Source organism: Actomonas spartinae (genome assembly GCF_051209155.1).
In the GTDB taxonomy this organism is placed as follows: domain Bacteria; phylum Verrucomicrobiota; class Verrucomicrobiia; order Opitutales; family Opitutaceae; genus Actomonas.
In genome coordinates, this window is the sequence record NZ_JBPJGB010000003.1 from 213,622 (window position 1) to 234,563 (window position 20,942).

Consider the following 20,942-nt stretch of genomic DNA (forward strand, 5'->3'; position numbering starts at 1 on the left):
GTGCGCAACGATACCCCGGTCGACTTGCGGCTCATCGTCACCTGCACTCCAGACGCCGACTTGGCTAATCTTCGACTGACGCTGCCGGAGGCGCGGCCACCGTATCCCGCACCACCCGCGTGCGCACGTCGGCACCCGCCCGGTAAGGAGGCAACAAGACGACCAGCAGCCGCTCGTCGGCGCCGACACTGAGCGTCTGATCAAAGACCGGCACCGGCCTACCCTGTCGCGCCATGGCGACGCCGAGTTTCAGTCTCCCACCGAACGCGCGCGGCGGCAGCACTTGCGGCGCGGCCCGCAGCGTGACCGTCTCACCGTTCAATGACACCGCCACCGGCTCGCCCGCGAGATGGATGACCCGCGCCTGCCGGGACGGAAATGCCTCCGGTTCGTCGTCCAACGCGATCACGTCCCACGTTCCAAACTCGACACCCGGATGCAGCACGAACAACGAACGGCCGCGCGACGCCGGAGTATTGACCACCGCGAGCACCTTCGTCACCGCGAGCGAATCGCCGCTGCCGGAGGTGGTCACGAACCGCAATGGACCGGGTCCACTGAACCGATGGAGATCACTGCGCCCTTGCGAGTTCACCCGCAGCGGCACGATGTCAAAATCCGCCGCGACGGGCCGCGGTTTCCCCTGCGCCGCCGGCTTGAGTTGAACGTAGGCGAAGTCGCTAAGTCGCTCGGTCGCCATGATCGAAAACTCGAAATCGAGCGTCGCACGGGCGGGCGTTTGAGCCTGCCCCCAGCTAAAGCACAACCCAGCCCACAGGACCGTCATCCATCGTCGCGTCATCATAATTCGTCCTCCGTGAGCCAGCGCAACCGCACCACCCGAAAGCGCCGGCCCCACTGCGCGTCGGCCTTCATCTGCACACCGGTCGCGTCGGCAAACTCCGACGCAACGACCGGATCCGGATAGCGTTGCACCACCGCCTCCAACCACGCCCGCGCCACGGCCTGAGAGGAGTCCAGCGGATCGCCAACCTCGCCATAGGCCCGCACCACGAAGGTGTCGGAACGGGTCGTGAGCAGCGGTGCCAACGCGGTCATCAGGTCACCGGAGGTCAGGTAGGCCGGGGCCGCCACATCGATTTTGAGCGGATCCGCCGGAAAGGTGTGATCCCATTGGATCCGATCAGCGACCGGCGCGGCGCTGTCGTATTCCTGAATTGAATACTCCAATGGATTCAGACCGCCGAACAACCCACTGTCGGGCGCCAGGAATTCCTCCACGCTGAGGAACGGTCCCCGGTCCGCACCACGCCGGGACACATTCACCGCGATTCGTTCCGCCAAGCCGGCCACCTGCGCCTCCGTGAGTTCGCGCACGCCGCGGCGGTAGGTGCGCAGCCCCGCTTGAAAGTTGGCCGGATTGGGTGTGCTCTCCCACATCTCGCCGGCCGACTGAGCGAAGCGCGCCACCGGATTCGAAATCGTGGCCGCGGCCACACCGTTGACCTCGCCGGTAGCCGCATCGTGCGTCGCGTAATCGAACGTGTAAGGCTGTCCGCCGGTGCCAAGACCCCGCAACACCGCCCGCCACGCGGCGACCGACGTGCTGTTGAGGTTAAAGGCATCCCGCACCCATACCTGCGTGGCGCTTTCGGCGACGACGCCGTCCCAAGCCGGAATGCGACCCACATGCGGTGAGCGCGGGAGCTCATCGAATTCAGTCGCGTCGAGCCGCGTGGAAAAGAAGTAGCGATCGAACCACGCGTTGCGCGAACTCCAGGAATTGCCGACATCGTAAACAGGCGCATTGGCGAACGGCAGGTGCTGCAGACTACCCACCGAAGTCCACGGATCGCGCGGCAACTCAAAGAGCGCCACGTCACTGTTGTAGCCGGGTTGGTAATAGCTGAGCGAAGACCGGTCAACCGGATCTCGGTTAAACAGCTGCCGCGCTTCGACCGCCGAGTTCGGCGGGTCAAACGCGAGGTTATAGGATGCCGATTCGAGGTCGGTGGTTGGCACCCAATCACGCGCGTCGAAGTTCATTCGACGAGGGTCCGAGACCAAGGTCTCACGCAGCCACGCCGATGCGCCGTCGGCATCCTGCGCGTCGCTGCGGTCGACGAAACGCACCTCTAGTCCGAAGTCGGGCAAGGTGGAATTCGCATCCTGCCACGCGGTCTCAACGGGATAAAACTCCGGCATTGCATGCCGCGCCAGCAGCTCGCCATTGGCGCGCCGCAGTTCAACCACCAGCGCCCAATCCTCAGCTCCGCTGAAACGCAGTTCGCTGGAGTTGATCAACGGATCGGGTCCATCGAGCCCGCCCCCCGGGCGCTCCCGCCAGTAACTCGTCCGCGTGCCGGCATCAAACTCGAGCACCCGATTCGCCGCCTCCCCCATGGTGTTCCCCGACGGCAACCGCCACGTGAAGACCCGACCTGGTTCCCAGCGGCTTGCACCAAAGGGCAGCTCAAACTCGATCGCGGGGCTCCCTTCGGAATTCGTATGCAGCGCATACAAACCCGCCAAGCTCACGGTCGCGACACCGTGATCAGCACTGCTCCCGCTCGTCCGCGATTCGACCTCGATGTCGCCGGGCAGGCCCGCAATGACCAGATGCAAGTCCTCTCCCGCCAGCGCCGAGGAATAGGGATTCACCAGCTCCGCATAAAATCGCAACCGCACCTCCAAGGTGCGCGAGGTGGCACTGATGGTGTGCACACTGAATTGCAGCCCAAGCTGGGTGAGCAAGGGAGCGATGCCATCACCGAGTTGGTTCGATTCGGTGGGAGCCGAAATCGGGTAAACCGGTCCAAGTTGCGCGCTGCGAGCTGGCGTCGACAACGTTTGATACGCCGCCAGCCCCGGAATGAGCGAGGCACCGTCGAGCGACAGGTCCTGCTTCAAACGACCACGCATCGGATCGACCAAGAGTCCGCGGCTCCAAGCCGTGTAGTCATGCCAACGCGTGCGGACCACCGCCGGCGCGATGGCTGCGTCCACGGCCGGCCACTGGTTCCGATCCAATACATTCTCGAGCCGGGCCTGCACCGTCCCATCCGTCTGCTCAAAACCCACCACCTCCTCAAAGCCCACGCCGTAAGCGCCGCCCAGCAAAGGCGCGCGTTGATCGGTGAAGACCATTGGCGTGTATCCGGGTTGGCGCGCGGCCGCGATGGTCGCCTTCACTCCTTCGTCGGAGACATAGTAAGCAAAACCTCCGCCCGGCATCGTCGCGGTCTCGTCCGCGGGCAGCGGCACCCACGGAACCCGCACCGCGTCAGCCCCGGCGCCGTCACCTTCTTGGCCGCGCACCAAGAGGACGCTGCGGGTATTTTCCGACGGCGCCACGGCCGGGTCTGGCTGTTCCCCACTGACCAACCACCCCAATGGTTCGGCGGACGGACTCTGTGTCGACCACACGCCCGCCCAATGCGGCTGCACCATCCCATCCCTGGCCAATTGCGCGTGGCCCGTGGCGCGGTAATCCGAACCAGCGAGGGCCTGCAACTGCGTCAGCGCGACCGACAACGCAAAGCGCGCATTCTGTCGCGCCGCGGCCTGCTGCGTGGCCATTCCGCCACGCTGCGTTTCGACGCGCGTGATCACCGCGAGACTGACCACCAACAAGGTGACCAAGGTCAGCAGCGTGATCACCAACAACAAAGCCAAACCGCGCTCCGACTTCACCCGCCACCTCCCGGCGTCAACTCCACCCAGCGCGTCATGGTGCGCGTGGTTTCCGCCTGGATCTGCTGAACCGATTCCGACGAACGCCCGGTCGCCACGGCTTCGAGTCGAGCGCGCCCCCCGTCATCGACCATGACCAGTTCGAGCTGCGCCGAACGCGGTCTTTCGCCATCCGCTTCATTCGACAATTCGGTCCCTGCGGCATCGAACCAACGCACCTTAAGACTCAGAACGCCTTGCCCCAACAACCACTCGGCTTCGGTCGCCGCGGCGCCACCGGTCAGGCTGTATCCATTTTCCAGCGACTCCACCGCCGTGCTTTCCCAGCGATACAGCCGGAACGTCGACTCGTTCCACGTGTAGATCAGCAAGCGAACGGAGGCTGGGTCCGTGCCTCCGGGCGCGGAGCTGGCCACATGGCTGATCACGCGCAGCTCCGCGGTTCCCGCGTCCGCGGACTCCCGCCACGCCTCCTGACCGGCCACCTTGGTCCAGCCCTCCAAATCCGCCACCAATCGATCCAGCACCAGACCGCCGGCGCTTTCGGTCTGCAAGGTGGTCGCGCCACGCTGCCAAATTCCGAGGGTGTTGGTAACCACGCTCAAAAGCAGTGCGGCCAAGACGGCCGTGAGCCCGACGGCCAGCACGAGCTCGACCAAGGTGAAGGCACCACGATTGCGCGCAGCTGGTTTCATCGGCGCACAAACAAGTTGAAGGTGATCGCCTCGCGCTCGGCCGCGGCGGCGCGAACGCCCGGCGACTGCCAAAGCGGCCACTCCACCCGCAACCGGTGCCGCGTGCCCAAGGGCTGGCCGCTCTCGTCCGCCCCGATTCCTTCACCAGTCTCCTCAATCAGGACCAGAAAATGCGCTTCCTCGATCGCCAGCGGCTCGTGCCAGCTGAAACGCCGGCCGTCACGATCCGCCTGATACGCCCCGTCCTCACCCGCCGCCACCGCGGTCGTGATGTCCGGCGCAGTCTGTGTGCGCAGCCACGCCAAGGTGGACTCGCCGACACGGGTCGCGGTGAGCACGTCCCGCACTTGGTTAGTTTGGGTGGTGGTGCTCGACAACAGGGCCAAGGCCCCCACCACTCCGGCGACAAAAACACCCACCGCCACGACCACCTCGACCAGGGAGAAACCGTGATGCGCGTGGCGGGAGCTATTCACGGTCCGACCTCCGCTTCGGTGACGTTGGTTTCCGCCACCACCGCACCGTAGCGACTGACCACGATACCGTCCGGCACACTGGCGCCTTCCACCGCCCACCGCAACGCGCCGCCGCCGAGCTCCGCCATACTTCCGTCAGGCAAGAACCGCACGACATACGCCGCGATGGCTTCCCCGCCTGGATCCCATCCCACCGCCAAGGGCCCCACCCACAGGGTGCCACCGTCGCCCGGCGACAACATGCGCACGTCACCGGGCATGACGATGCCGTCCGTCACGAGATGCCACTCCCCGCTTTCATTCAGTTCCGCCAATCCCAGCTCCCGCAGAAAACGGTCGGGATCGTTCTGGTCGGCGAAAAGCGCGAGCGCGGTGGGACGACCATTGAGCAATGCACGGGCGCGGGCAGAGTCCAACTGCGCCCGCACGATGCCTTGGGTGGCCTGCAGCGCGCTCGCCTCGTTGGCCCCGCGCAGTCCGAGCCCGATCGCCGCCGTCAGCACGGCGATCAGCGCAATCACCACCAGCAACTCGATCAGCGTGTATCCGGAGGTCGTGGCGCGCGCGGCGGACATGGTGCGACCGGAGTCTTGGCCTAGCGCCAACTCAGGACGAGATCGTTTTCGTCGCGACCGCGGCCGGCAGAGTAGAACACCACCCCGGCCCGCACACCGCTGGTCGGCACGGCCTCCGGCAGGTCGACCGGACTGGCGTCCGCGGTTTCCTCGAGGCCGGCAACCGCCACCCACGAGCCGCCGTCACCACTGTTGATGAGACCATCGCGATTGGTGTCGATGCGCACGGCAAGGTCGGTGTTCCCATAGGCGTCAACGAGGTGAAGGCCGTCACCGTCGAGTTCCTCGGCCGCCAGCGTGTAGAAGCGGATGCCCTTGCGATTGCCAAAATCCAGCCCGAGCGGTTGCCCTGTCAGCGTGCGGCCGGTGAGTTCGGCAGCGAAGCGTGCAGTGTCCACTTTCCCGTTGCTGGCGACATTCGGGTAAAAGCCGTATTCCTGCCGGTAAAGCTCCATGGCCGCCGCCCACTGATGAAACTGCGCTTTCGTCTTCGCGCGATTGGCTGAGTCCCGCGCGCCGCTCAGCGCCGGGATCGTAATGGCGGCCAGGATACCAACGATGGCGACCACCGTGAGCAGCTCGATGAGCGAGAAGCCACGGTGGAAACGAGGTTGGGCCTGCTCAGCGATGGGCATAGATGTTGTCGAGGTTGGCCGCGGCAGCCTCGTCGAGCGCTCCGTTGCCGGATGGCGGCGCGTCGGCACCGTCCGGCCCAATTGAGTAGAGGCGATACCCGGAACGAGCACCGTTTTGAAAAGCACGATAGGCATAGGGTTGCCCCCACGGATCAAGCAGCACATTGCCTACCAGCTCGGGATCTTCGTTGCGCAGCGTCAGCGCGGACAGCGTCACAAAAGCGCGCCGGGAGTCCGCGGCACCATCCGGACGAAGACGTCCTGCCAAGGCAGCCAGCAAGCTCGGGGCCTGTTCCCCCGGTGGATAGGCGCCGTAGACCCGGCGATACTCCTCAAGCCCGACGCTGATCACCGCCAGCTCGGAGCGGGCCTGCTCGCGCGCGGCCCGCTCTCGGGCTCCAGCCGACACGCTCAACGTGATCCCGGCCAGAATGCCGATGATCACGATGACAACGAGCAGCTCAATGAGGGTAAAACCACCGCGGAAAGGTCGCCCACGGGCCGCACTGACAACTCGGAAGGAAGACCGCGGAGGTGACACGAGAGTCTCCGTTGCTGGTTCCGCGTCGTCCCGGTGGGCCGTGGGCAGTTTCTAATTCCTAGTCGTCGGCCTGGAGCGCCGCGACGACGGCGAAGTCTTCGAGCGTCGTGGTGTCGCCCTTCACTTCTTTGCCGGCGGCGATCTCCTTGAGGATGCGGCGCATGATCTTGCCGGAGCGAGTCTTGGGCAGACCGGCGGCGAAACGCACGACGTCGGGCTTGGCGATCGCGCCGATCTCCTTGCCCACGTGGTTGCGCAGCTCGTCCTTGAGGTCGTCGCTCGCCTCGATACCGGCCTTGAGCGTCACAAAGACGACCAGCGACTGGCCCTTGAGTTCGTCGGGACGGCCGATGGCGGCGGCTTCGGCAACCTTCGGGTGGGCCACGAGCGCGCTCTCGACTTCCGCCGTGCCCAGGCGGTGGCCGGAGATGTTGAGCACGTCGTCGATGCGACCCACGATCCAAAAGTAACCGTCCTGGTCGGTGCGGGCGCCGTCACCGGTGAAATAAACGCCGGGGTATTCACTGAAGTAGGTCTGCTTGAAGCGCTCATCGTCGCCCCAGAGCGTGCGGAGCATCGACGGCCACGGTTTGGCGATGATGAGTTTACCACCGGAGCCCTTCGGCACCTCCTTGCCCTTTTCATCGACCACTTGCGGCAGCACACCGAAGAACGGCAGCGTCGCGGACCCCGGTTTGCAGGGTGTGACGCCCGGCAGCGGCGTGATCATGATCGAGCCGGTTTCGGTCTGCCACCAGGTGTCGACGATCGGGCACTTTTTTTTGCCGATCATGCGGTGATACCACATCCAGGCCTCGGGGTTGATCGGCTCGCCGACCGAGCCGAGCAGGCGCAGGGACTTGAGGTGGTGGCTCAGCACGTAGTTGTCGCCCCAGCGCATAAACGCGCGGATGGCGGTCGGCGCCGTATAGAAAATCGTGATACCGTGGCGGTCGATCATCTGCCAAAAGCGGTCCGGCCCCGGTTCATTCGGTGCGCCCTCGTAGAGAAAGACGGTGGCACCGTTGGAGAGCAGACCGTAGACGACGTAACTGTGGCCGGTGATCCAGCCGATGTCGGCCGAGCAGAAATAGAGGTCGTTCTCCTTGAGATCGAAAACGTATTTGGAAGAGAGCTTCGCACCGAGCAGGTATCCCGCGCTGGTGTGCAGCACGCCCTTGGGCTTTCCGGTCGAGCCGGAGGTGTAGAGGATGAAGAGCGGGTGCTCGGACGGGAAAGCCTTGGGTTTGTGGTCGTTCGGCGCGCCGAGCCAGGCATCGTGCCACCAGACGTCGCGACCGTCGCGCATCTTCACCTTGTTGCCGCAACGCTTGAGGACGAGGACCGTCTGAACGGACGGGGTCTTCTCCACGGCGGCATCGACGGTCTTCTTGAGCTCGACCACCTTGCCACGGCGCCAGCCACCATCGGCGGTGATGACGAGTTTGGCGCCGCAGTCGTTGATGCGATCTTTGAGCGATTCGGAACTGAAACCGCCAAAGACAACGGTGTGAATCGCCCCAACGCGGGCGCAGGCGAGCATGGCAAACACGGCCTCAGGCACCATCGGCATGTAGATGGCGACGCGATCGCCCTTACCGATGCCCATGTTCTCGAAAACATGCGCGAGCCGCGCGGTGTGGAAATAGAGCTGTTTGTAGGTGACCGTGCGCACGTCGCCCGGCTCCCCCTCGAAAATGAGCGCCGCCTTGTTGGCCCGATCGGTCTCCAGGTGGCGGTCCACGCAGTTTTCGCAGACGTTCAAAGCCCCGCCGCCAAACCACTCCGCGTGGGGCGCCTGCCACTTGAGGACCTTCTTAAATGGCCGACGCCAAACGAGTAAGTCCTTGGCCTGCTTCTCCCAGAACTTTTCTGGGGAGTTGACAGACTCCTTATAGAGTTTCTTATAGGCCGCCATGCTGCCAAGGTTGGCTTGGCGCGCAAATTCGGCCGATGGCTTGAATACCCGCTTCTCACGGGACACTGAGGTAATCGTTTGGTCCGTCACGTTTTAGGATCGCTGTGGTTTGGGGATAACTAGACCCGCGGCGCTTTACAACCGGGGCCGCGAGTTATCCCGCTGCCTGTATTGAGCGTCAAGCACGTGCCGCGATTTTACCCTCTTGCCCGTGGTGGCTCCCGCCGCCCTCACCTCTCTACACTATGGAAAACTCCACCGAAAACGCCGACCAAGCCGCCGAGGCTCAGGCCAGCAAATCCGCTGCCCCCGAAAAGGATGACAACCTCATCCAGGTCGAGGGCGTCCTCGACATCGACAAACAAAAGGGCGGCAACGGCACCCTGCTCGACCTCAAGCGTTTCGGTAAGCGTCGCCCCAGCGACGTCTTCGTGCCCAAGGAACTCATTCGCCGCTTCAAGTTGCGCCAAGGCAGCCTCATCGCCGGCACCGCCTTCCCGGCCGAGGGCCGCTTCCCGAACCCGAAGATGAAGTTCATTGAGTCGGTCGACGGGCTCAGCATCGAGGACCGCAAGGCCAAGTGGGATTTCACCAATTTCACCACCCTCTCGCCGGACGAGAAACTGAAACTCGAAACCAAGGACGGCCGCATGACCTGCCGCGCCGTGGATCTCTTCTGCCCCGTCGGCAAGGGCACCCGCGGCCTCGTCGTCGCTCCGCCCCGCACCGGCAAGACGACCCTGCTGCGCGACATGGCGCAGGGTGTGATCGAAAACCACCCCGAGTGCCACGTCATGATCCTCCTGGTCGACGAGCGCCCCGAGGAAGTCACGGACTTCAAACGCTCCGTCACCGAGGCCGAGGTCTGGGCGTCCTCCAACGACGAGCAGGTCGGCAACCACATCCGCATCGCCGACATGGCCATCGAACGCGCCAAGCGCCTCGTCGAGTGCGGCAAACACGTCGTGCTCTTCCTCGACTCCCTCACCCGCCTCGCCCGCGCCCACAACACCCAGCGCAATTCCGGCCGCACCGGCTCCGGCGGTCTCGACGTGCGCGCCCTCGAAAAGCCCCGCCAACTTTTCGCCGCCGCCCGCAACACCGAGGAGGCCGGCTCGCTCACCATCGTGGCCTCCATTCTCGTCGAGACCGGCAGCCGCATGGACGACGTGATTTTCCAGGAGTTCAAAGGCACCGGCAACAGTGACCTCGTGCTCGACCGCAAATGCGCCGAAATGCGCATTTGGCCGGCGATCAACATCCAAGCCTCCGGCACCCGCAAGGAGGAGCTGCTCATCGACGCCGAGGACCTCGACAGCATTCACTTCTTCCGCCGCGCCCTCGTGCAGCAGAAGATCGAGGAAGCCACCGAGACCATGGTCTCACGCCTGTCGAAGACCAAGAACAACGCTGAATTCCTGAAGCTCATCTCGCGCTGAGGCTCAGAGCCGTTGCCAAACCCTCTCCACGACGCCGGGCCCGCGCCCGGCGTTCTTTTTTGCCCCCAAATCCACCGCATCGGTTTTCCCACTTGCGCAGCGTCGGAAAACCCTGAACAAACTTCCTTTCCGCCCGACGCCGGCGCGTCGCGCGGGTCCACGCCGCAACCCGTTCCGTATGCATAGTTTCTCCGAGCAATGCCTCGACATGGCCCGCTCCATTCTGGGCCACAATCTCGACTCCATTCAGCCTGACGGCACCATTTCGCCCGTAGACGGCGAGACCTCCCGCGCCGACGAGCCCGGCCACGCCGCCCTTGCCCTCGGTGAATATTACCGCGCAACGGGTGAAACAACCCTGGATGGCTACGATCTCGTCGACTTGGCTGCTCGCACCATCACCGCGCAGATGTTCACGGAGCCGGCGGCCGAGAACGGCCTCGCCTACGCTTCGCTCGGCCTCCTCTGTTTCGGTCCGTCCAAAGAGCGCAATCCGGTCTGGGAACGCCTCGTGCCGGAGACTCAGGAGCGTATCGACAAGGCCCTGCTCCACCGTTCGGACTACGACAACCACTGGCAGGCCTTCAACGTGGCCAAGGCCGTGGCCCGCTTCTCCTTCGGTCTGTCCAAAAAGGACGAGACCTCCCGCCTCATCGAACGCTTCGTCGATCGCGTCAATCAAACCAGCTCCAATGGTTTCGTGGACGACGCCGTCGATGGCATCGGCGGCAACTTCAATCTCTACGGCGTCATGTCCCTCGTGTTCATGCGCTCCTCCCTGCAGCTCCACGCCAACAGCGGCGTGCGTGACCGCAAGCTGCCCACCCTGCGCACCTACGCCGAGAAATACATCAAGATGATGCCGGACCTCGTCCGTGCCGATGGTCTCGGTTGGGCCTTTGGCCGCGCCGCCGGCGCCTACGGCCAGATGCACTGCATCTCGCTGCTGCTGCAGGGCCTGCGCGACGGCTGGATCGCCGACGATCAAAAGCCGAAATATTACGACGTCCTGCGCCGCCTCTTCCTGTTTTTCTACCAGACCTACCTGGATCAGGAACACGGCTTCCTCGACGTCCGCGACGCCGAGCGCACCGCCTACGCCGCGCACACCACCCGCATGGCCAATTTCGACGCCGCGCGCTACCTTTGCCAATGGTCACGCCTCGCCAAGGCCGTGCAGATGCCCGGCGGCGCCACCAAGGTCGAGCCGGCCCGCACCACCGGCCGTTTTGTTATCTTCGACAAGTCCAACCGCAAGGAACAGGGCGTGTTCCTCTACCGCGACGCCGGCAGTGGTCTGCACTTCCAAATCCCGCTCATCGCCGCCGGCGGTGCGCCGACTTCGGACACTCTGCCCTTCCCGCACAGCCCCGGTATCTTCGATTGGCCCAACAACGTGTATGCGCCGATCATGGTCCCCGAGCTGACCTTCGGCGACAAGGTCACCGTGCCGGCCTACTACGGCCGCAATTGCGTCACCGGCCTGGGACTGCGCCGCAGCTTCTTCTTCCGCTACGACCAGCCGGAGCTCATCACCACCGAACAGGAGATCCTCAAGGGCATCGGTTCGGTCAAGGTGCAGTGGAACTTCGCCGGCCCGCAGATCAGCGCCGAGTTCGCCTACACCGTGAAGCAGCAGATCCAACTCGATCGCTTCCGCTTCATGCTGGCGATCGCCGCGCCTCACTCCCGCTACCACGTGGGTGGTTCCCTTGCGCTCGGTGCCGAAGGCCATCGCTGCACGGTCACCAAGGACGACTTCCAAGGCGTCTGGCAGGAAACCGAGGTCGTCACCAACGACCCGACCTACCGCACGAACTACGGCAAGGTGCATTATCTCCAGACCCTCGAGCGCGATCACCCGCTGATCATGCGTCCGGGCAACGTCTACCGCATCTCCGTCAGCTACGAGCCGGATATCACGGAAATCGAATGATGTAAGATGTCAGATGTAGGAGGGAAGATGTCAGGCTGACTCCACCTCTTACCCCGCACATCCCACATCATCCATGTCCCCATGCTCGCTCGCCGCATCATTCCCTGCCTCGACGTGACCAACGGCCGCGTGGTCAAGGGCGTGAAATTTCAGGAGCTGCGCGATGCCGGTGATCCGGTCGAGTGCGCCAAGGCCTACGATGCCCAGGGCGCGGACGAACTCGTCTTCCTCGACATCACCGCGTCCAGCGATGGTCGCTCCATCATGCATGACGTGGTGGCCGCGACCGCCGAGCAGTGTTTCATGCCGCTGACGGTGGGCGGCGGACTCCGCACCGTGGCCGATATCGAGGCCATGCTCAAATCGGGTGCCGACAAAGTCTCGCTCAACACGGCCGCGATCAAGGATCCCGAGCTCATTCGCGCCGCCTCCGAACGTTTCGGCGCGCAGTGCATCGTCGTCGCGATCGACGCCAAGCGGGAACCCGACGGCAAGTCCTGGCGCGTCTACACTCACGGCGGCCGTAATCCGACCGAACTCGACGCCGTGGCCTGGGCCAAGCAGGCGGTCGATCTCGGTGCCGGTGAGATCCTGCTCACCAGCATGGACTGCGACGGCATGAAAACCGGCTACGACGTCGCCCTCACCCGCACCATCAGCGACGCCGTCAGCGTGCCGGTCATCGCCAGCGGCGGCGCCGGCGAACTCCCCCACTTTGCCGAAGCCCTCGACGCCGGCCGGGCCAGCGCCGTGCTCGCCGCCAGCCTGTTCCACTTCGGCGAACTCACCGTGCCGCAGGTGAAGGACTACCTCGCCGAGCACAAGGTGCCGGTGCGCCGGTAGGCCCCGACAAAACGAGGTTTCACAGGAGGTAACGGAGGGCAAAAGAGCCACTCCGCTGCGACCTCTTTACCGAAGGCAACGAAGAGAACGAAGGGTGTCTGTATCCAAACCTTCGCTACCTTCGTTGCCTTCTTTAAAATAAACGCGTCCTGCCTGCTCAGTTTTTCTCTGTTACCGCCTGTAAAAACAAAAAGAGCCGGCGCACGGCCGGCTCCTCCTTGCCAGGGGCTCTGGAAGTTCTCGCTTACGCTTCGCCACCGACGGCGTGGATAGTGGCGTCGGCCGGGAGAATCACCCGGTCGCAGAAGTCGCCGAACTCCTCCCCCTCCGCCCGCTCCTTCGCGTAACGGTTGATGATGGGCGTGAGCAATTCGATCGACTCATCAATCGTGACCCGCGGCGCGAGCATGCGGTTGAGGCGGGTGCCGTTGTATTTCGCGCCGATGTAGAGCGCGTATTTGCCCGGGCCTTTACCGACGAAACCGATCTCAGCGAGATACGGTCGACCGCAGCCATTGGGGCAACCCGTCATGCGCAGGCTGATGGCATCGCTGGCCAAACCAGCCGCCTCGAAGATCGCTTCGAACTTTTCGAGCACCTCCGGCAGCACGCGTTCACTTTCAGCCAGCGCCAGACCGCAGGTCGGCAGGGCCACGCAGGACAACGCGTTGAGGCGCAGCGGCGAACGCTCGTTCTCCTTGTCGAGACCATGCTTGGCGAGAATCGCTTCGATCGCGTCTTTCTGATCGGCGGTGACCCCGGAAATCGTGACGTTCTGCGACGGCGTGAGACGGAAATCGCCGGTGTGAACCTGAGCCACTTCACGCAGCGCGGTCTTCATCTTCCAACCGTCCTTGTCGATGATGCGGCCGCTCAGCAGGTGCAGACCATAGAACCAGGTGCCATCGGCGCATTCGTGCCAGCCGTGCGGGTCCTGAATCGTGGTAAACTTGATTTCGCGGGCCGGCGCAAAGGTGATGCCGGAACGCTTTTCCACCTCGGCCTTGAACCGGTCCAAGCCCATGTCCTCGATGGTGTATTTGAGGCGGGCATGTTTGCGGTTCGTCCGGTCGCCGTTGTCGCGCTGGGTCGTCATGACCGCTTCGCCAATGGCGTTGACTTGATCGGCGCTGATGTAGCCGAGGGTGTCAGCCAGACGCGGATAGGTCTCCACGTTGCCATGGCTCATGCCAAGGCCGCCGCCGGCGGTGACGTTGTAGCCGACGAGCTCACCGTTTTCGACAATGCCGATGAAGCCGAGGTCCTGCGAGTAGACGTCGACGTCGTTGGACGGCGGGATGGCGAAACCGATCTTAAATTTGCGCGGCAGGTAGGTCGCGCCGTAGAGCGGTTCGACCTCGGGCTCACTGCCGGCGACCTTTTCCTCGTCGAGCCAGATCTCGTGATAGGCGCGCGTGCTCGGCAGGAGATGCTCGGAGATCCCCTTGGCGTGATCATACATGGCGGCGTGGGCCGCGCTGCGCTCGGGATTGGGCGGAGCCATGACGTTGCGGTTCACGTCGCCGCAGGCGGCGATCGAATCGAGCAACACTTCGTGCATGCCCTGCACGAGCGGCTTCACGTTGCCCTTCAGCAAGCCGTGAAACTGGAAGGTCTGGCGCGTGGTGAGGCGCAGCGAACCGTTGGCCCGCTCGTCGGCGAGGCGGTCGAGCACGAGCCATTGCTCCGGCGTGCAACGGCCGCCGGGCAGACGCACCCGCAGCATGAAGGAGAACGCCTTCTCCAACTTGGCCTTCCGCCGTTCGCTTCGCAGGTCACGATCATCCTGCAGGTAGAGACCGTGGAATTTCGTAAGCTGTTGATTGTCCTCGGAAATCGCGCCAGTGGAATCATCCAGCAATTCCTCGGCGATGGTCCCGCGCAGGAAATTGGAGGCCGTTTTGATGCCTTCGTTGGCGGCCAGTGGCTTGGGGGCGTCTTGATCGTTGCTCATGAGCGAACGGTGAACTTGCGCCGTCGATGGCTGACCAGCAAGCGGTTTTTAGTAATTAAGGTAAGTTAGTAAGGTTATGTAGGTTTCAGCCCTCTCCCACCCGCCGCAAAACAAAACCGGCGCTCCCTTACGGGAACGCCGGCTTGAAAAGATAGAGCGAATCGGTGGCCGCGCTCAGTAACGGTAGTGGTCCGGCTTGTAGGGGCCGTCGACCGACACGCCGATGTAGGCCGCCTGCGCTTCGCTCAGCTTGGTGAGCTTGGCGCCGATGCGGTCGAGGTGAAGTCGGGCCACCTCCTCGTCGAGGTGCTTCGGCAAACGCATGACGGTCGGCACGTAGGTCTCACGCTTCTCCCACAGGTCGAGCTGGGCCAGCACTTGATTGGTGAACGAGGCGGACATCACGAACGACGGATGGCCCGTCGCGCAACCGAGGTTCACCAGACGACCTTCGGCGAGCAGGTAGATGCTCTTGCCGTCGGCGAACGTGAACTTGTCGTATTGCGGCTTGATGTTGGTGCGGGTGACCGAGGTGTCCTTGTAGAGCTTGGCGACCTGGATCTCGTTGTCGAAGTGGCCGATGTTACAAACGATGGCCTGGTCCTTCATCCCCTTCATGTGATCGAGGGTGATGATGTCCTTGTTGCCGGTCGTGGTGACGTAGATGTCGGCGACCCCAAGGGTGCTTTCGATCGTGTTCACCTCGTAGCCTTCCATCGCGGCCTGCAGCGCGTTGATGGGATCGATCTCCGTCACGATGACGCGAGCACCGAAGCTCTTGAGCGAGTGGGCGCAGCCTTTGCCGACGTCGCCATAACCGCAGACGCAGGCGACCTTGCCGGCGATCATCACGTCGGTGGCGCGCTTGAGACCGTCGGCCAGCGATTCGCGGCAGCCGTAGAGGTTGTCGAACTTGGACTTGGTGACGGAGTCGTTCACGTTGATGGACGGGACGAGGAGCTGATTCTTCTCGGCCAGTTCGTAGAGACGGTGCACGCCGGTGGTGGTCTCCTCCGAGACGCCCTTCCACTCCTTGGCGATGTCATGGAAGATGGTCGGGCTCTCGGCGTGGATCTTCTTGAGAAGCTTCTTGATGATCTCCTCCTCATCGGAACCGGACTCGGTATTCACCCAGTCACTGCCGTTTTCGAGCTCGTAGCCCTTGTGCAGGAGCAGGGTCACGTCGCCGCCGTCGTCGACGACGAGCTGCGGCCCGAGACCGTCGGGGCCCACGAGGGCCTTCCAGGTGCAATCCCAGTATTCCTCGAGCGTCTCACCCTTCCAGGCAAAGACCGGCACGCCGGCAGCAGCGATGGCGGCGGCAGCGTGATCCTGGGTCGAGAAGATGTTGCAGGAGGCCCAGCGCACCGTCGCGCCGAGGTCGACCAAGGTCTCGATGAGGATGGCCGTCTGAATCGTCATGTGCAGCGAGCCGGTGATACGGACGCCAGCCAGCGGCTTGTTCGGGAACTTTTGGCGGATGGCCATGAGACCGGGCATCTCGTGCTCAGAGATGGCGATTTCTTTGCGGCCCCAATCGGCGAGGCTGATGTCGCGGACGTGATAGTCGGTGAATTCGGACATGGAGGGTGTGGGTTCGAGGGTCGTTGTGTGTTGAAAGGAGGGCTCAGGCCTTGAGCTTTTTCACCGCGGCGAGCAGCGCCTTGGTCTTGGACGTGGCTTCCCACGGCAGACCGTCTTTACCGAAGTGACCGTAGTTGGTGGTCTCGCGGTAGATCGGCTGGAGCAGTTTGAGCTGCTTGACGATGGCGGCGGGTTTGAAGCTGAAGACCTGCTTTACCGCCTCGGCGATCACGCCGTCGGGCACGGTGCCGGTGTCGAAGGTATCCACGAACACGCTGACCGGTTCCGGATGACCGATGGCGTAGGCGAGCTGCACCTCGGCAATCGGGGCGAGACCGGAAGCGACGATGTTCTTGGCCACCCAACGCGCCATGTAGGCGGCGGAACGGTCGACCTTGGACGGATCCTTGCCGGAGAAGGCGCCGCCGCCATGGCGACCCCAGCCGCCGTAGGTATCCACAATGATCTTACGACCGGTAAGACCGGAATCACCTTCGGGTCCGCCGATGACGAAACGGCCGGTCGGGTTGATGAGGAATTGGGTTTCCTTCGTCAGGAGCTTCTTCGGGATCACCTTCCTGATGACCTTGTTGATGAGCACCTCTTCGATCTCGGAACGCTTCACGTCCTCGGTGTGCTGGGTCGAAATGACCACGTTCACCACCTCGGCCGGCTTGCCGTCGATGTAGCGCACGGAGACCTGCGACTTGGCGTCGGGGCGCAGCCATTTGGCTTTGCCGGACTTGCGCAGCGCGGTGAGTTCGCGACCGAGACGATGCGCGAGCATGATCGGCGTCGGCATGAGTTCCGGCGTCTCGTTGCAGGCATACCCAAACATGATGCCCTGGTCACCGGCGCCCTGCTCGGCGTGCGTCTTCCCCTCGGCTTCGCGGGCATCGACCCCCTGGCCGATGTCGGCCGACTGCGAGGTGAGCAGGTTCTGGATGAACACCTTGTCAGCGTGGAAGACGTCGTCGTCGTTGACGTAGCCGATCTCACGAATTGCGCCGCGCACGATTTCGCCAAGGTTGATGGCGCTCTCGAGCGGCTTCCCCTTCAGCTTCGGAATCGTGATCTCGCCAGCGAGCACGACGACGTTGGACTTCACCAGTGTCTCGCAGGCCACGCGACTGTTGCGATCAAGCCCCAAGCAGGCGTCGAGGACGCTGTCGGAGATGAAGTCGGAAACTTTGTCCGGATGACCTTCGCCAACGGACTCGGAGGAAAAAACGAATGAATTTGCCATGGGGAGGAGACGAGGAAGCAACCTTCGGCACGCTAGCGCCGCAAGTTTAATATCATCGTATTTCTATCCATTGATGTGTCGTAAAAACGAGAACCCGTGCCCGAGTCATATTCTCAAGCACCGGGGCGCCTAGGGTGATCCACCTAAGTAGTTTCTCACCAACACCGTGCCCAAAAAACCTCGCCCCGGTTAACCGTCTGCGACTTCCTCAATTTTCGCTCCTACAAGGGAGTGATCCGCGATCCAAACCATCTGCCATGTCCGACACCCCGATCATTGATCAAGAAGCAATCGAGAACCTCCGTTCCCTTGGAGACGAGGAAGGTGACGATTCTTTTCTCCGCGAAGTGATCGAAATCTTTGTGACCGACACGCCAGTTCGAATGACCGAGCTGCGCAACTCGTTGGCCACCGGCGATCAGGCGACCTTCACTCGCGCCGCCCACAGCATCAAGGGCAGCTCCTCCAACGTCGGCGCGCAGCGCCTGTGCGAAATGGCGAAGGAATTGGAGAACGATTCGCGTGACGCGATCGCCGGCTTGGAAGCCCGTATCGAGCAGTTGAACGAAGCCTTCCTCGAAGCGAAGGCGGCGCTCGAAGCACTCTGAGCAACGGTGCGGCAGTGCCCGCTCCTTCCCTCATCGATCCGGCTCAGGGGCTTTGTCGAACCGCCTGAAAGGTTCGCGCGCTGTTCGAGCCCAGGAAGGCGGCCATGATGACCAGCCACCACGCGCGATTCATCAGCGCCCAACCGCCGAACAACACCGCGCCAACCACCCCGATGCCAGAGGCCCACAACAGGCTCTTTCGCGCCCCCACCCCAAACCACAGCAGGCAACGCAGGATCTGACCGCCATCCAGTGGATAGAGCGGCAGGAGGTTGAAGATCATCAGCCAAAAATTGATGCGCCGCATCGAGCTCAACCAGGTCCAGAAATCGGCATACCCCTGCCCCGTGAAGGTGCCGCTCATCGCCAGCGTCCGTCCCGTGAAATAGATGATCGGAATCAACGCGAAGTTGACCAAGGGGCCCGCCACAATGCTCCACAATTGCGCCCCCGCCCGCTGCGGGGCCGAAACAATGGCCACACCGCCCAGCGGCCACAGCACGATGGTGTTGGCCTGCCCGCCCACTTGCCGGCAGGCGAAGGCATGACCGAACTCATGCAGCAACACGATGCCGAACAGGCTCAAAAACTCGATGACGTTCCAGAGCTCTGAGGCGTAAACGCCGCGGCGCAACTCGACCGCGACCACCGCCAACAACAACCACGACCAGTGCACCCAGACATCGATGCCGGCGATTCGCGCCACACGTAGAGAACCGTTTTGGGTGGTAACCATGTCAGCCGCAGTATGGTGGCTCCTCCCCAGATGCGAGCCTGCGCGATTCTTTTGTCCGACAAAACTTCGATCCGTCGCACCGGCAGCGTTGCAGCCTGAGCGTCGAGGGCTACACTTCAGCCATATCGGCTGACGACGCAGCCGCTCAGCCTGCGTCGGTGGCGCCGCCAGCCATCCTTCCCCTCACCCCAACACGCAGGCGAGAAAGGAGCGCATCATGCCCGGTCAAAAAGTGAAGGACTACCTCGATTCCCGCGGTATCCGTTACACCACCCTCACCCACTCCCGCGCCTACACCGCCCAGGAAATCGCCGCCCGGGTCCACGTGTCCGGTCGCGATTTCGCCAAGACCGTCATCGTCTTCGTCAACGGCAGCATGGCGATGGTCGTGCTGCCGGCATCCCTACGGATTCACCTGCCCGAATTGCGCGACATGCTCGGCACCTTGGACGTGCGCCTCGCCGAAGAAGCCGAGTTCCGCACTGCGTTTCCGGACTGCGAACTGGGCGCCATGCCGCCGTTCGGCAATCTCTACAACGTGCCCGTCTACGTGGCCGGTCCCCTGGCCGAAGAACCGGAGATCGCATTCAACGCCGGCACCCACACGACCGTCATCCAAATGGCCTACGATGACTTCGAAAAGCTCGTGCAGCCGGAGGTGCTGGAATTCATCACCGCCTGACGGAGCGACCAAACTCAGACTGAAGGGACCGCCTCAGGGCCGGGGTTACCTTCATCGCACTCCGCGTCGGAATCGTGATCCTTGGGTAGGTTCCGAAACCGACGCGGGCGTGCCCCTCGCAGCGTTCAAGCGCCGCCGTCGATGGGCTTCATCGACTCGCTCCGACGGACCGCATCCACGCGCAACAGCATACAACCGCCGGCCAGAAGTCCGGACACGCCTGCGACCACCCACCAAGGCGCCCCCCAGTTTTGATAGAACCAAACCCCGGAGCTGCCGGCCAGCCCGGCCACGCCCCAAGCCAGACCGTAAATCCCAAAATAGCGGCCGCGAAACGCTTCCGGGGCGAGCCGCGCGCCGAGCGCCGCGCTCATCGGCAAGGCAATCATCTCGCCCAGCGTGAACAGTCCCATGGCCAGCAGAAAACCGTTGAGGCTCTCCACCCAGGCAAACGACGCACACCCCAGCCCGATCAAACCGTAACCGAGCGCCAGCACCGGCTTCGCCGGGTAGCGTTTCAACCACTGCACCAACGGCAGCTCCAGGAACATGATGATCGCGCCGTTGCTGCCCATCACCACACCGTATTCCACCGTGCTCAACCCACGTCCGGTCGCGTGCAGGACCAACACGTTGAAGATTTGAATGAAAGACAGCGACATGAGCAGCTTGCCCGCCAGCAACTGCAGCGCCGGCCGGTTGTGCGAGATGTCGCGGGCGGCATCGATCCAACTCCGCCAAGCGACCGCCGGCGAAGTGACCCGGCCGGAGATCGTGCGCAGCCCGTGCGGCAACAGCGTGATCGCCAAGACCGCAAAAATCAGGGTGGTGATCGCATCGCCCCAAAAGACCCATTCCGGCGCACGTTGGTAGAGCATGCCCGCCACCGCCGGTCCGGCTGCGAAGCCGGCATTCAGCGCCAAACGAAACACCGCGTAGGCCGTCACCCGCTTTTCGTCCGGCACCACGTCGCTGAGCAGGGCATGCGAGGCCGGCCCGAAGGCCTGCGCAAACAACCCATGCAGAAACGCCAGTCCCATGGTCAACTGGAGTCCACGACTGTAATAGAGCGCGAGGACCGTTGCCGCGCCGCCGACCAACGAAACAAAGATCGTGTTTCGCCGCCCGATCGCATCCGACAAATAACCGCTCAAGAAGGGCGACACGAGGTTGCCCGTCGCCATCGCGCCCAGCACCAAGGCCACCTGCCCGCCGGCGTAACCGTGCTCGGTCAGGTAGAGCGCCAGAAACGGATAAACAAAACTACCGAAGCGGTTGATGAACTGCCCCCCCGTGAGCACCCACAACGCTCGCGGCATCGAGCGGATGTCAGAGAAGGTTTCGCGCAGTAGGCTCATATTCGGCTGACTGCACTAACGGCCGGCGCCCCACCGGGCGCAAGCCGCGTGTATGGCCCTGC

Annotated in this window: 18 protein-coding genes; 5 read left to right on the forward strand and 13 right to left on the reverse strand. The window is 63.3% G+C overall.

The window, feature by feature from the left end; genetic code table 11:
* Positions 1-64 precede the first annotated feature (64 nt).
* From AC0MRV_RS15880 to acs, 8 genes are read right to left on the reverse strand one after another with little or no spacing between them, the layout of a single operon-like run.
* Positions 65-805, reverse strand: a complete 741-nt coding sequence (locus AC0MRV_RS15880; protein WP_472765480.1) for a hypothetical protein — start codon at positions 803-805, stop codon at positions 65-67.
* Complete coding sequence (locus AC0MRV_RS15885) at positions 802-3,621, reverse strand: hypothetical protein (protein WP_472765481.1); 2,820 nt, start codon at positions 3,619-3,621, stop codon at positions 802-804. Before AC0MRV_RS15885 ends, AC0MRV_RS15880 begins: the two co-directional genes overlap by 4 nt.
* A gap of 29 nt (positions 3,622-3,650) precedes the next feature.
* Positions 3,651-4,349, reverse strand: coding sequence for a hypothetical protein (locus AC0MRV_RS15890; protein ID WP_472765482.1), 699 nt, complete (start codon positions 4,347-4,349; stop codon positions 3,651-3,653).
* Positions 4,346-4,825, reverse strand: a complete 480-nt coding sequence (locus tag AC0MRV_RS15895) for a prepilin-type N-terminal cleavage/methylation domain-containing protein (RefSeq protein ID WP_472765483.1) — start codon at positions 4,823-4,825, stop codon at positions 4,346-4,348. Before AC0MRV_RS15895 ends, AC0MRV_RS15890 begins: the two co-directional genes overlap by 4 nt.
* On the reverse strand, positions 4,822-5,400 hold the full coding sequence (locus AC0MRV_RS15900; RefSeq protein ID WP_472765484.1) for a pilus assembly FimT family protein: 579 nt from the start codon (positions 5,398-5,400) through the stop codon (positions 4,822-4,824). The genes AC0MRV_RS15895 and AC0MRV_RS15900 overlap by 4 nt, the downstream gene beginning before the upstream one ends.
* A gap of 20 nt (positions 5,401-5,420) precedes the next feature.
* The gene (locus tag AC0MRV_RS15905) at positions 5,421-6,035 is read right to left on the reverse strand and encodes a type II secretion system protein (protein WP_472765485.1); all 615 of its coding nucleotides are present in this window, start codon (positions 6,033-6,035) and stop codon (positions 5,421-5,423) included.
* Positions 6,022-6,576: a type II secretion system protein GspG gene (locus tag AC0MRV_RS15910; RefSeq protein WP_472765486.1), complete on the reverse strand. Its 555-nt coding sequence runs from the start codon at positions 6,574-6,576 to the stop codon at positions 6,022-6,024. Before AC0MRV_RS15910 ends, AC0MRV_RS15905 begins: the two co-directional genes overlap by 14 nt.
* 58 nt (positions 6,577-6,634) lie before the next feature.
* Positions 6,635-8,560 carry an acetate--CoA ligase gene (gene acs / locus AC0MRV_RS15915; RefSeq protein WP_472765487.1) on the reverse strand — a complete coding sequence of 642 codons (1,926 nt, stop codon included), beginning with the start codon at positions 8,558-8,560 and terminating at the stop codon, positions 6,635-6,637.
* A 179-nt stretch (positions 8,561-8,739) separates the two neighbouring features.
* Between acs and rho the strand changes: the two genes are divergently transcribed.
* The 3 genes from rho (at position 8,740) to hisF (ending at position 12,712) form a co-directional block, all read left to right on the forward strand.
* Positions 8,740-9,933 (forward strand): transcription termination factor Rho, encoded by a 1,194-nt coding sequence (rho, locus tag AC0MRV_RS15920; protein ID WP_472765488.1) that lies wholly within the window; start codon positions 8,740-8,742, stop codon positions 9,931-9,933.
* 178 nt (positions 9,934-10,111) lie between these two features.
* On the forward strand, positions 10,112-11,869 hold the full coding sequence (locus tag AC0MRV_RS15925) for a hypothetical protein (protein WP_472765489.1): 1,758 nt from the start codon (positions 10,112-10,114) through the stop codon (positions 11,867-11,869).
* An 81-nt stretch (positions 11,870-11,950) separates the two neighbouring features.
* On the forward strand, positions 11,951-12,712 hold the full coding sequence (gene hisF, locus AC0MRV_RS15930) for an imidazole glycerol phosphate synthase subunit HisF (RefSeq protein WP_472765490.1): 762 nt from the start codon (positions 11,951-11,953) through the stop codon (positions 12,710-12,712).
* A gap of 244 nt (positions 12,713-12,956) precedes the next feature.
* On the opposite strand, the gene AC0MRV_RS15935 is transcribed toward hisF, so the two are convergent.
* From AC0MRV_RS15935 to metK, 3 genes are all read right to left on the reverse strand, one after another.
* The gene (locus AC0MRV_RS15935; protein WP_472765491.1) at positions 12,957-14,666 is read right to left on the reverse strand and encodes an NADPH-dependent assimilatory sulfite reductase hemoprotein subunit; all 1,710 of its coding nucleotides are present in this window, start codon (positions 14,664-14,666) and stop codon (positions 12,957-12,959) included.
* A gap of 174 nt (positions 14,667-14,840) precedes the next feature.
* Complete coding sequence (ahcY, locus tag AC0MRV_RS15940) at positions 14,841-16,250, reverse strand: adenosylhomocysteinase (RefSeq protein WP_472765492.1); 1,410 nt, start codon at positions 16,248-16,250, stop codon at positions 14,841-14,843.
* A gap of 43 nt (positions 16,251-16,293) precedes the next feature.
* Entirely contained in the window at positions 16,294-17,496 is a 1,203-nt protein-coding gene (gene metK, locus AC0MRV_RS15945) for a methionine adenosyltransferase (RefSeq protein ID WP_472765493.1), read from the reverse strand.
* Positions 17,497-17,753: 257 nt separating this feature from the next.
* Here metK and AC0MRV_RS15950 point away from each other — a divergent pair, with 257 nt between their 5' ends.
* Entirely contained in the window at positions 17,754-18,104 is a 351-nt protein-coding gene (locus AC0MRV_RS15950; RefSeq protein WP_472765494.1) for an Hpt domain-containing protein, read from the forward strand.
* Between the two features lie 43 nt (positions 18,105-18,147).
* Here AC0MRV_RS15950 and AC0MRV_RS15955 read toward each other — a convergent pair whose 3' ends face one another.
* A complete protein-coding gene (locus AC0MRV_RS15955; protein ID WP_472765495.1) occupies positions 18,148-18,840 on the reverse strand; it encodes a site-2 protease family protein in 693 nt (230 codons plus the stop codon).
* A gap of 217 nt (positions 18,841-19,057) precedes the next feature.
* Between AC0MRV_RS15955 and AC0MRV_RS15960 the strand changes: the two genes are divergently transcribed.
* Positions 19,058-19,522 carry an aminoacyl-tRNA deacylase gene (locus tag AC0MRV_RS15960; RefSeq protein WP_472765496.1) on the forward strand — a complete coding sequence of 155 codons (465 nt, stop codon included), beginning with the start codon at positions 19,058-19,060 and terminating at the stop codon, positions 19,520-19,522.
* 125 nt (positions 19,523-19,647) lie between these two features.
* Here the strand turns inward: AC0MRV_RS15960 and AC0MRV_RS15965 are convergent, their stop codons facing one another.
* Positions 19,648-20,880 (reverse strand): MFS transporter, encoded by a 1,233-nt coding sequence (locus AC0MRV_RS15965; RefSeq protein WP_472765497.1) that lies wholly within the window; start codon positions 20,878-20,880, stop codon positions 19,648-19,650.
* Positions 20,881-20,942: the final 62 nt, after the last annotated feature.

Excerpts from the sequence above, each read along its gene's own strand:
- AC0MRV_RS15880 (WP_472765480.1), bottom strand. The coding sequence starts at position 805 with ATGATGACGCGACGATGGATGACGGTCCTGTGGGCTGGGTTGTGCTTT.
- AC0MRV_RS15890 (WP_472765482.1), bottom strand. The coding sequence starts at position 4,349 with ATGAAACCAGCTGCGCGCAATCGTGGTGCCTTCACCTTGGTCGAGCTC.
- AC0MRV_RS15900 (WP_472765484.1), bottom strand. The coding sequence starts at position 5,400 with ATGTCCGCCGCGCGCGCCACGACCTCCGGATACACGCTGATCGAGTTG.
- AC0MRV_RS15905 (WP_472765485.1), bottom strand. The coding sequence starts at position 6,035 with ATGCCCATCGCTGAGCAGGCCCAACCTCGTTTCCACCGTGGCTTCTCG.
- rho (WP_472765488.1), top strand. The coding sequence starts at position 8,740 with ATGGAAAACTCCACCGAAAACGCCGACCAAGCCGCCGAGGCTCAGGCC.
- AC0MRV_RS15925 (WP_472765489.1), top strand. The coding sequence starts at position 10,112 with ATGCATAGTTTCTCCGAGCAATGCCTCGACATGGCCCGCTCCATTCTG.
- hisF (WP_472765490.1), top strand. The coding sequence starts at position 11,951 with ATGCTCGCTCGCCGCATCATTCCCTGCCTCGACGTGACCAACGGCCGC.
- AC0MRV_RS15935 (WP_472765491.1), bottom strand. The coding sequence starts at position 14,666 with ATGAGCAACGATCAAGACGCCCCCAAGCCACTGGCCGCCAACGAAGGC.
- ahcY (WP_472765492.1), bottom strand. The coding sequence starts at position 16,250 with ATGTCCGAATTCACCGACTATCACGTCCGCGACATCAGCCTCGCCGAT.
- metK (WP_472765493.1), bottom strand. The coding sequence starts at position 17,496 with ATGGCAAATTCATTCGTTTTTTCCTCCGAGTCCGTTGGCGAAGGTCAT.
- AC0MRV_RS15950 (WP_472765494.1), top strand. The coding sequence starts at position 17,754 with ATGTCCGACACCCCGATCATTGATCAAGAAGCAATCGAGAACCTCCGT.
- AC0MRV_RS15955 (WP_472765495.1), bottom strand. The coding sequence starts at position 18,840 with ATGGTTACCACCCAAAACGGTTCTCTACGTGTGGCGCGAATCGCCGGC.
- AC0MRV_RS15960 (WP_472765496.1), top strand. The coding sequence starts at position 19,058 with ATGCCCGGTCAAAAAGTGAAGGACTACCTCGATTCCCGCGGTATCCGT.
- AC0MRV_RS15965 (WP_472765497.1), bottom strand. The coding sequence starts at position 20,880 with ATGAGCCTACTGCGCGAAACCTTCTCTGACATCCGCTCGATGCCGCGA.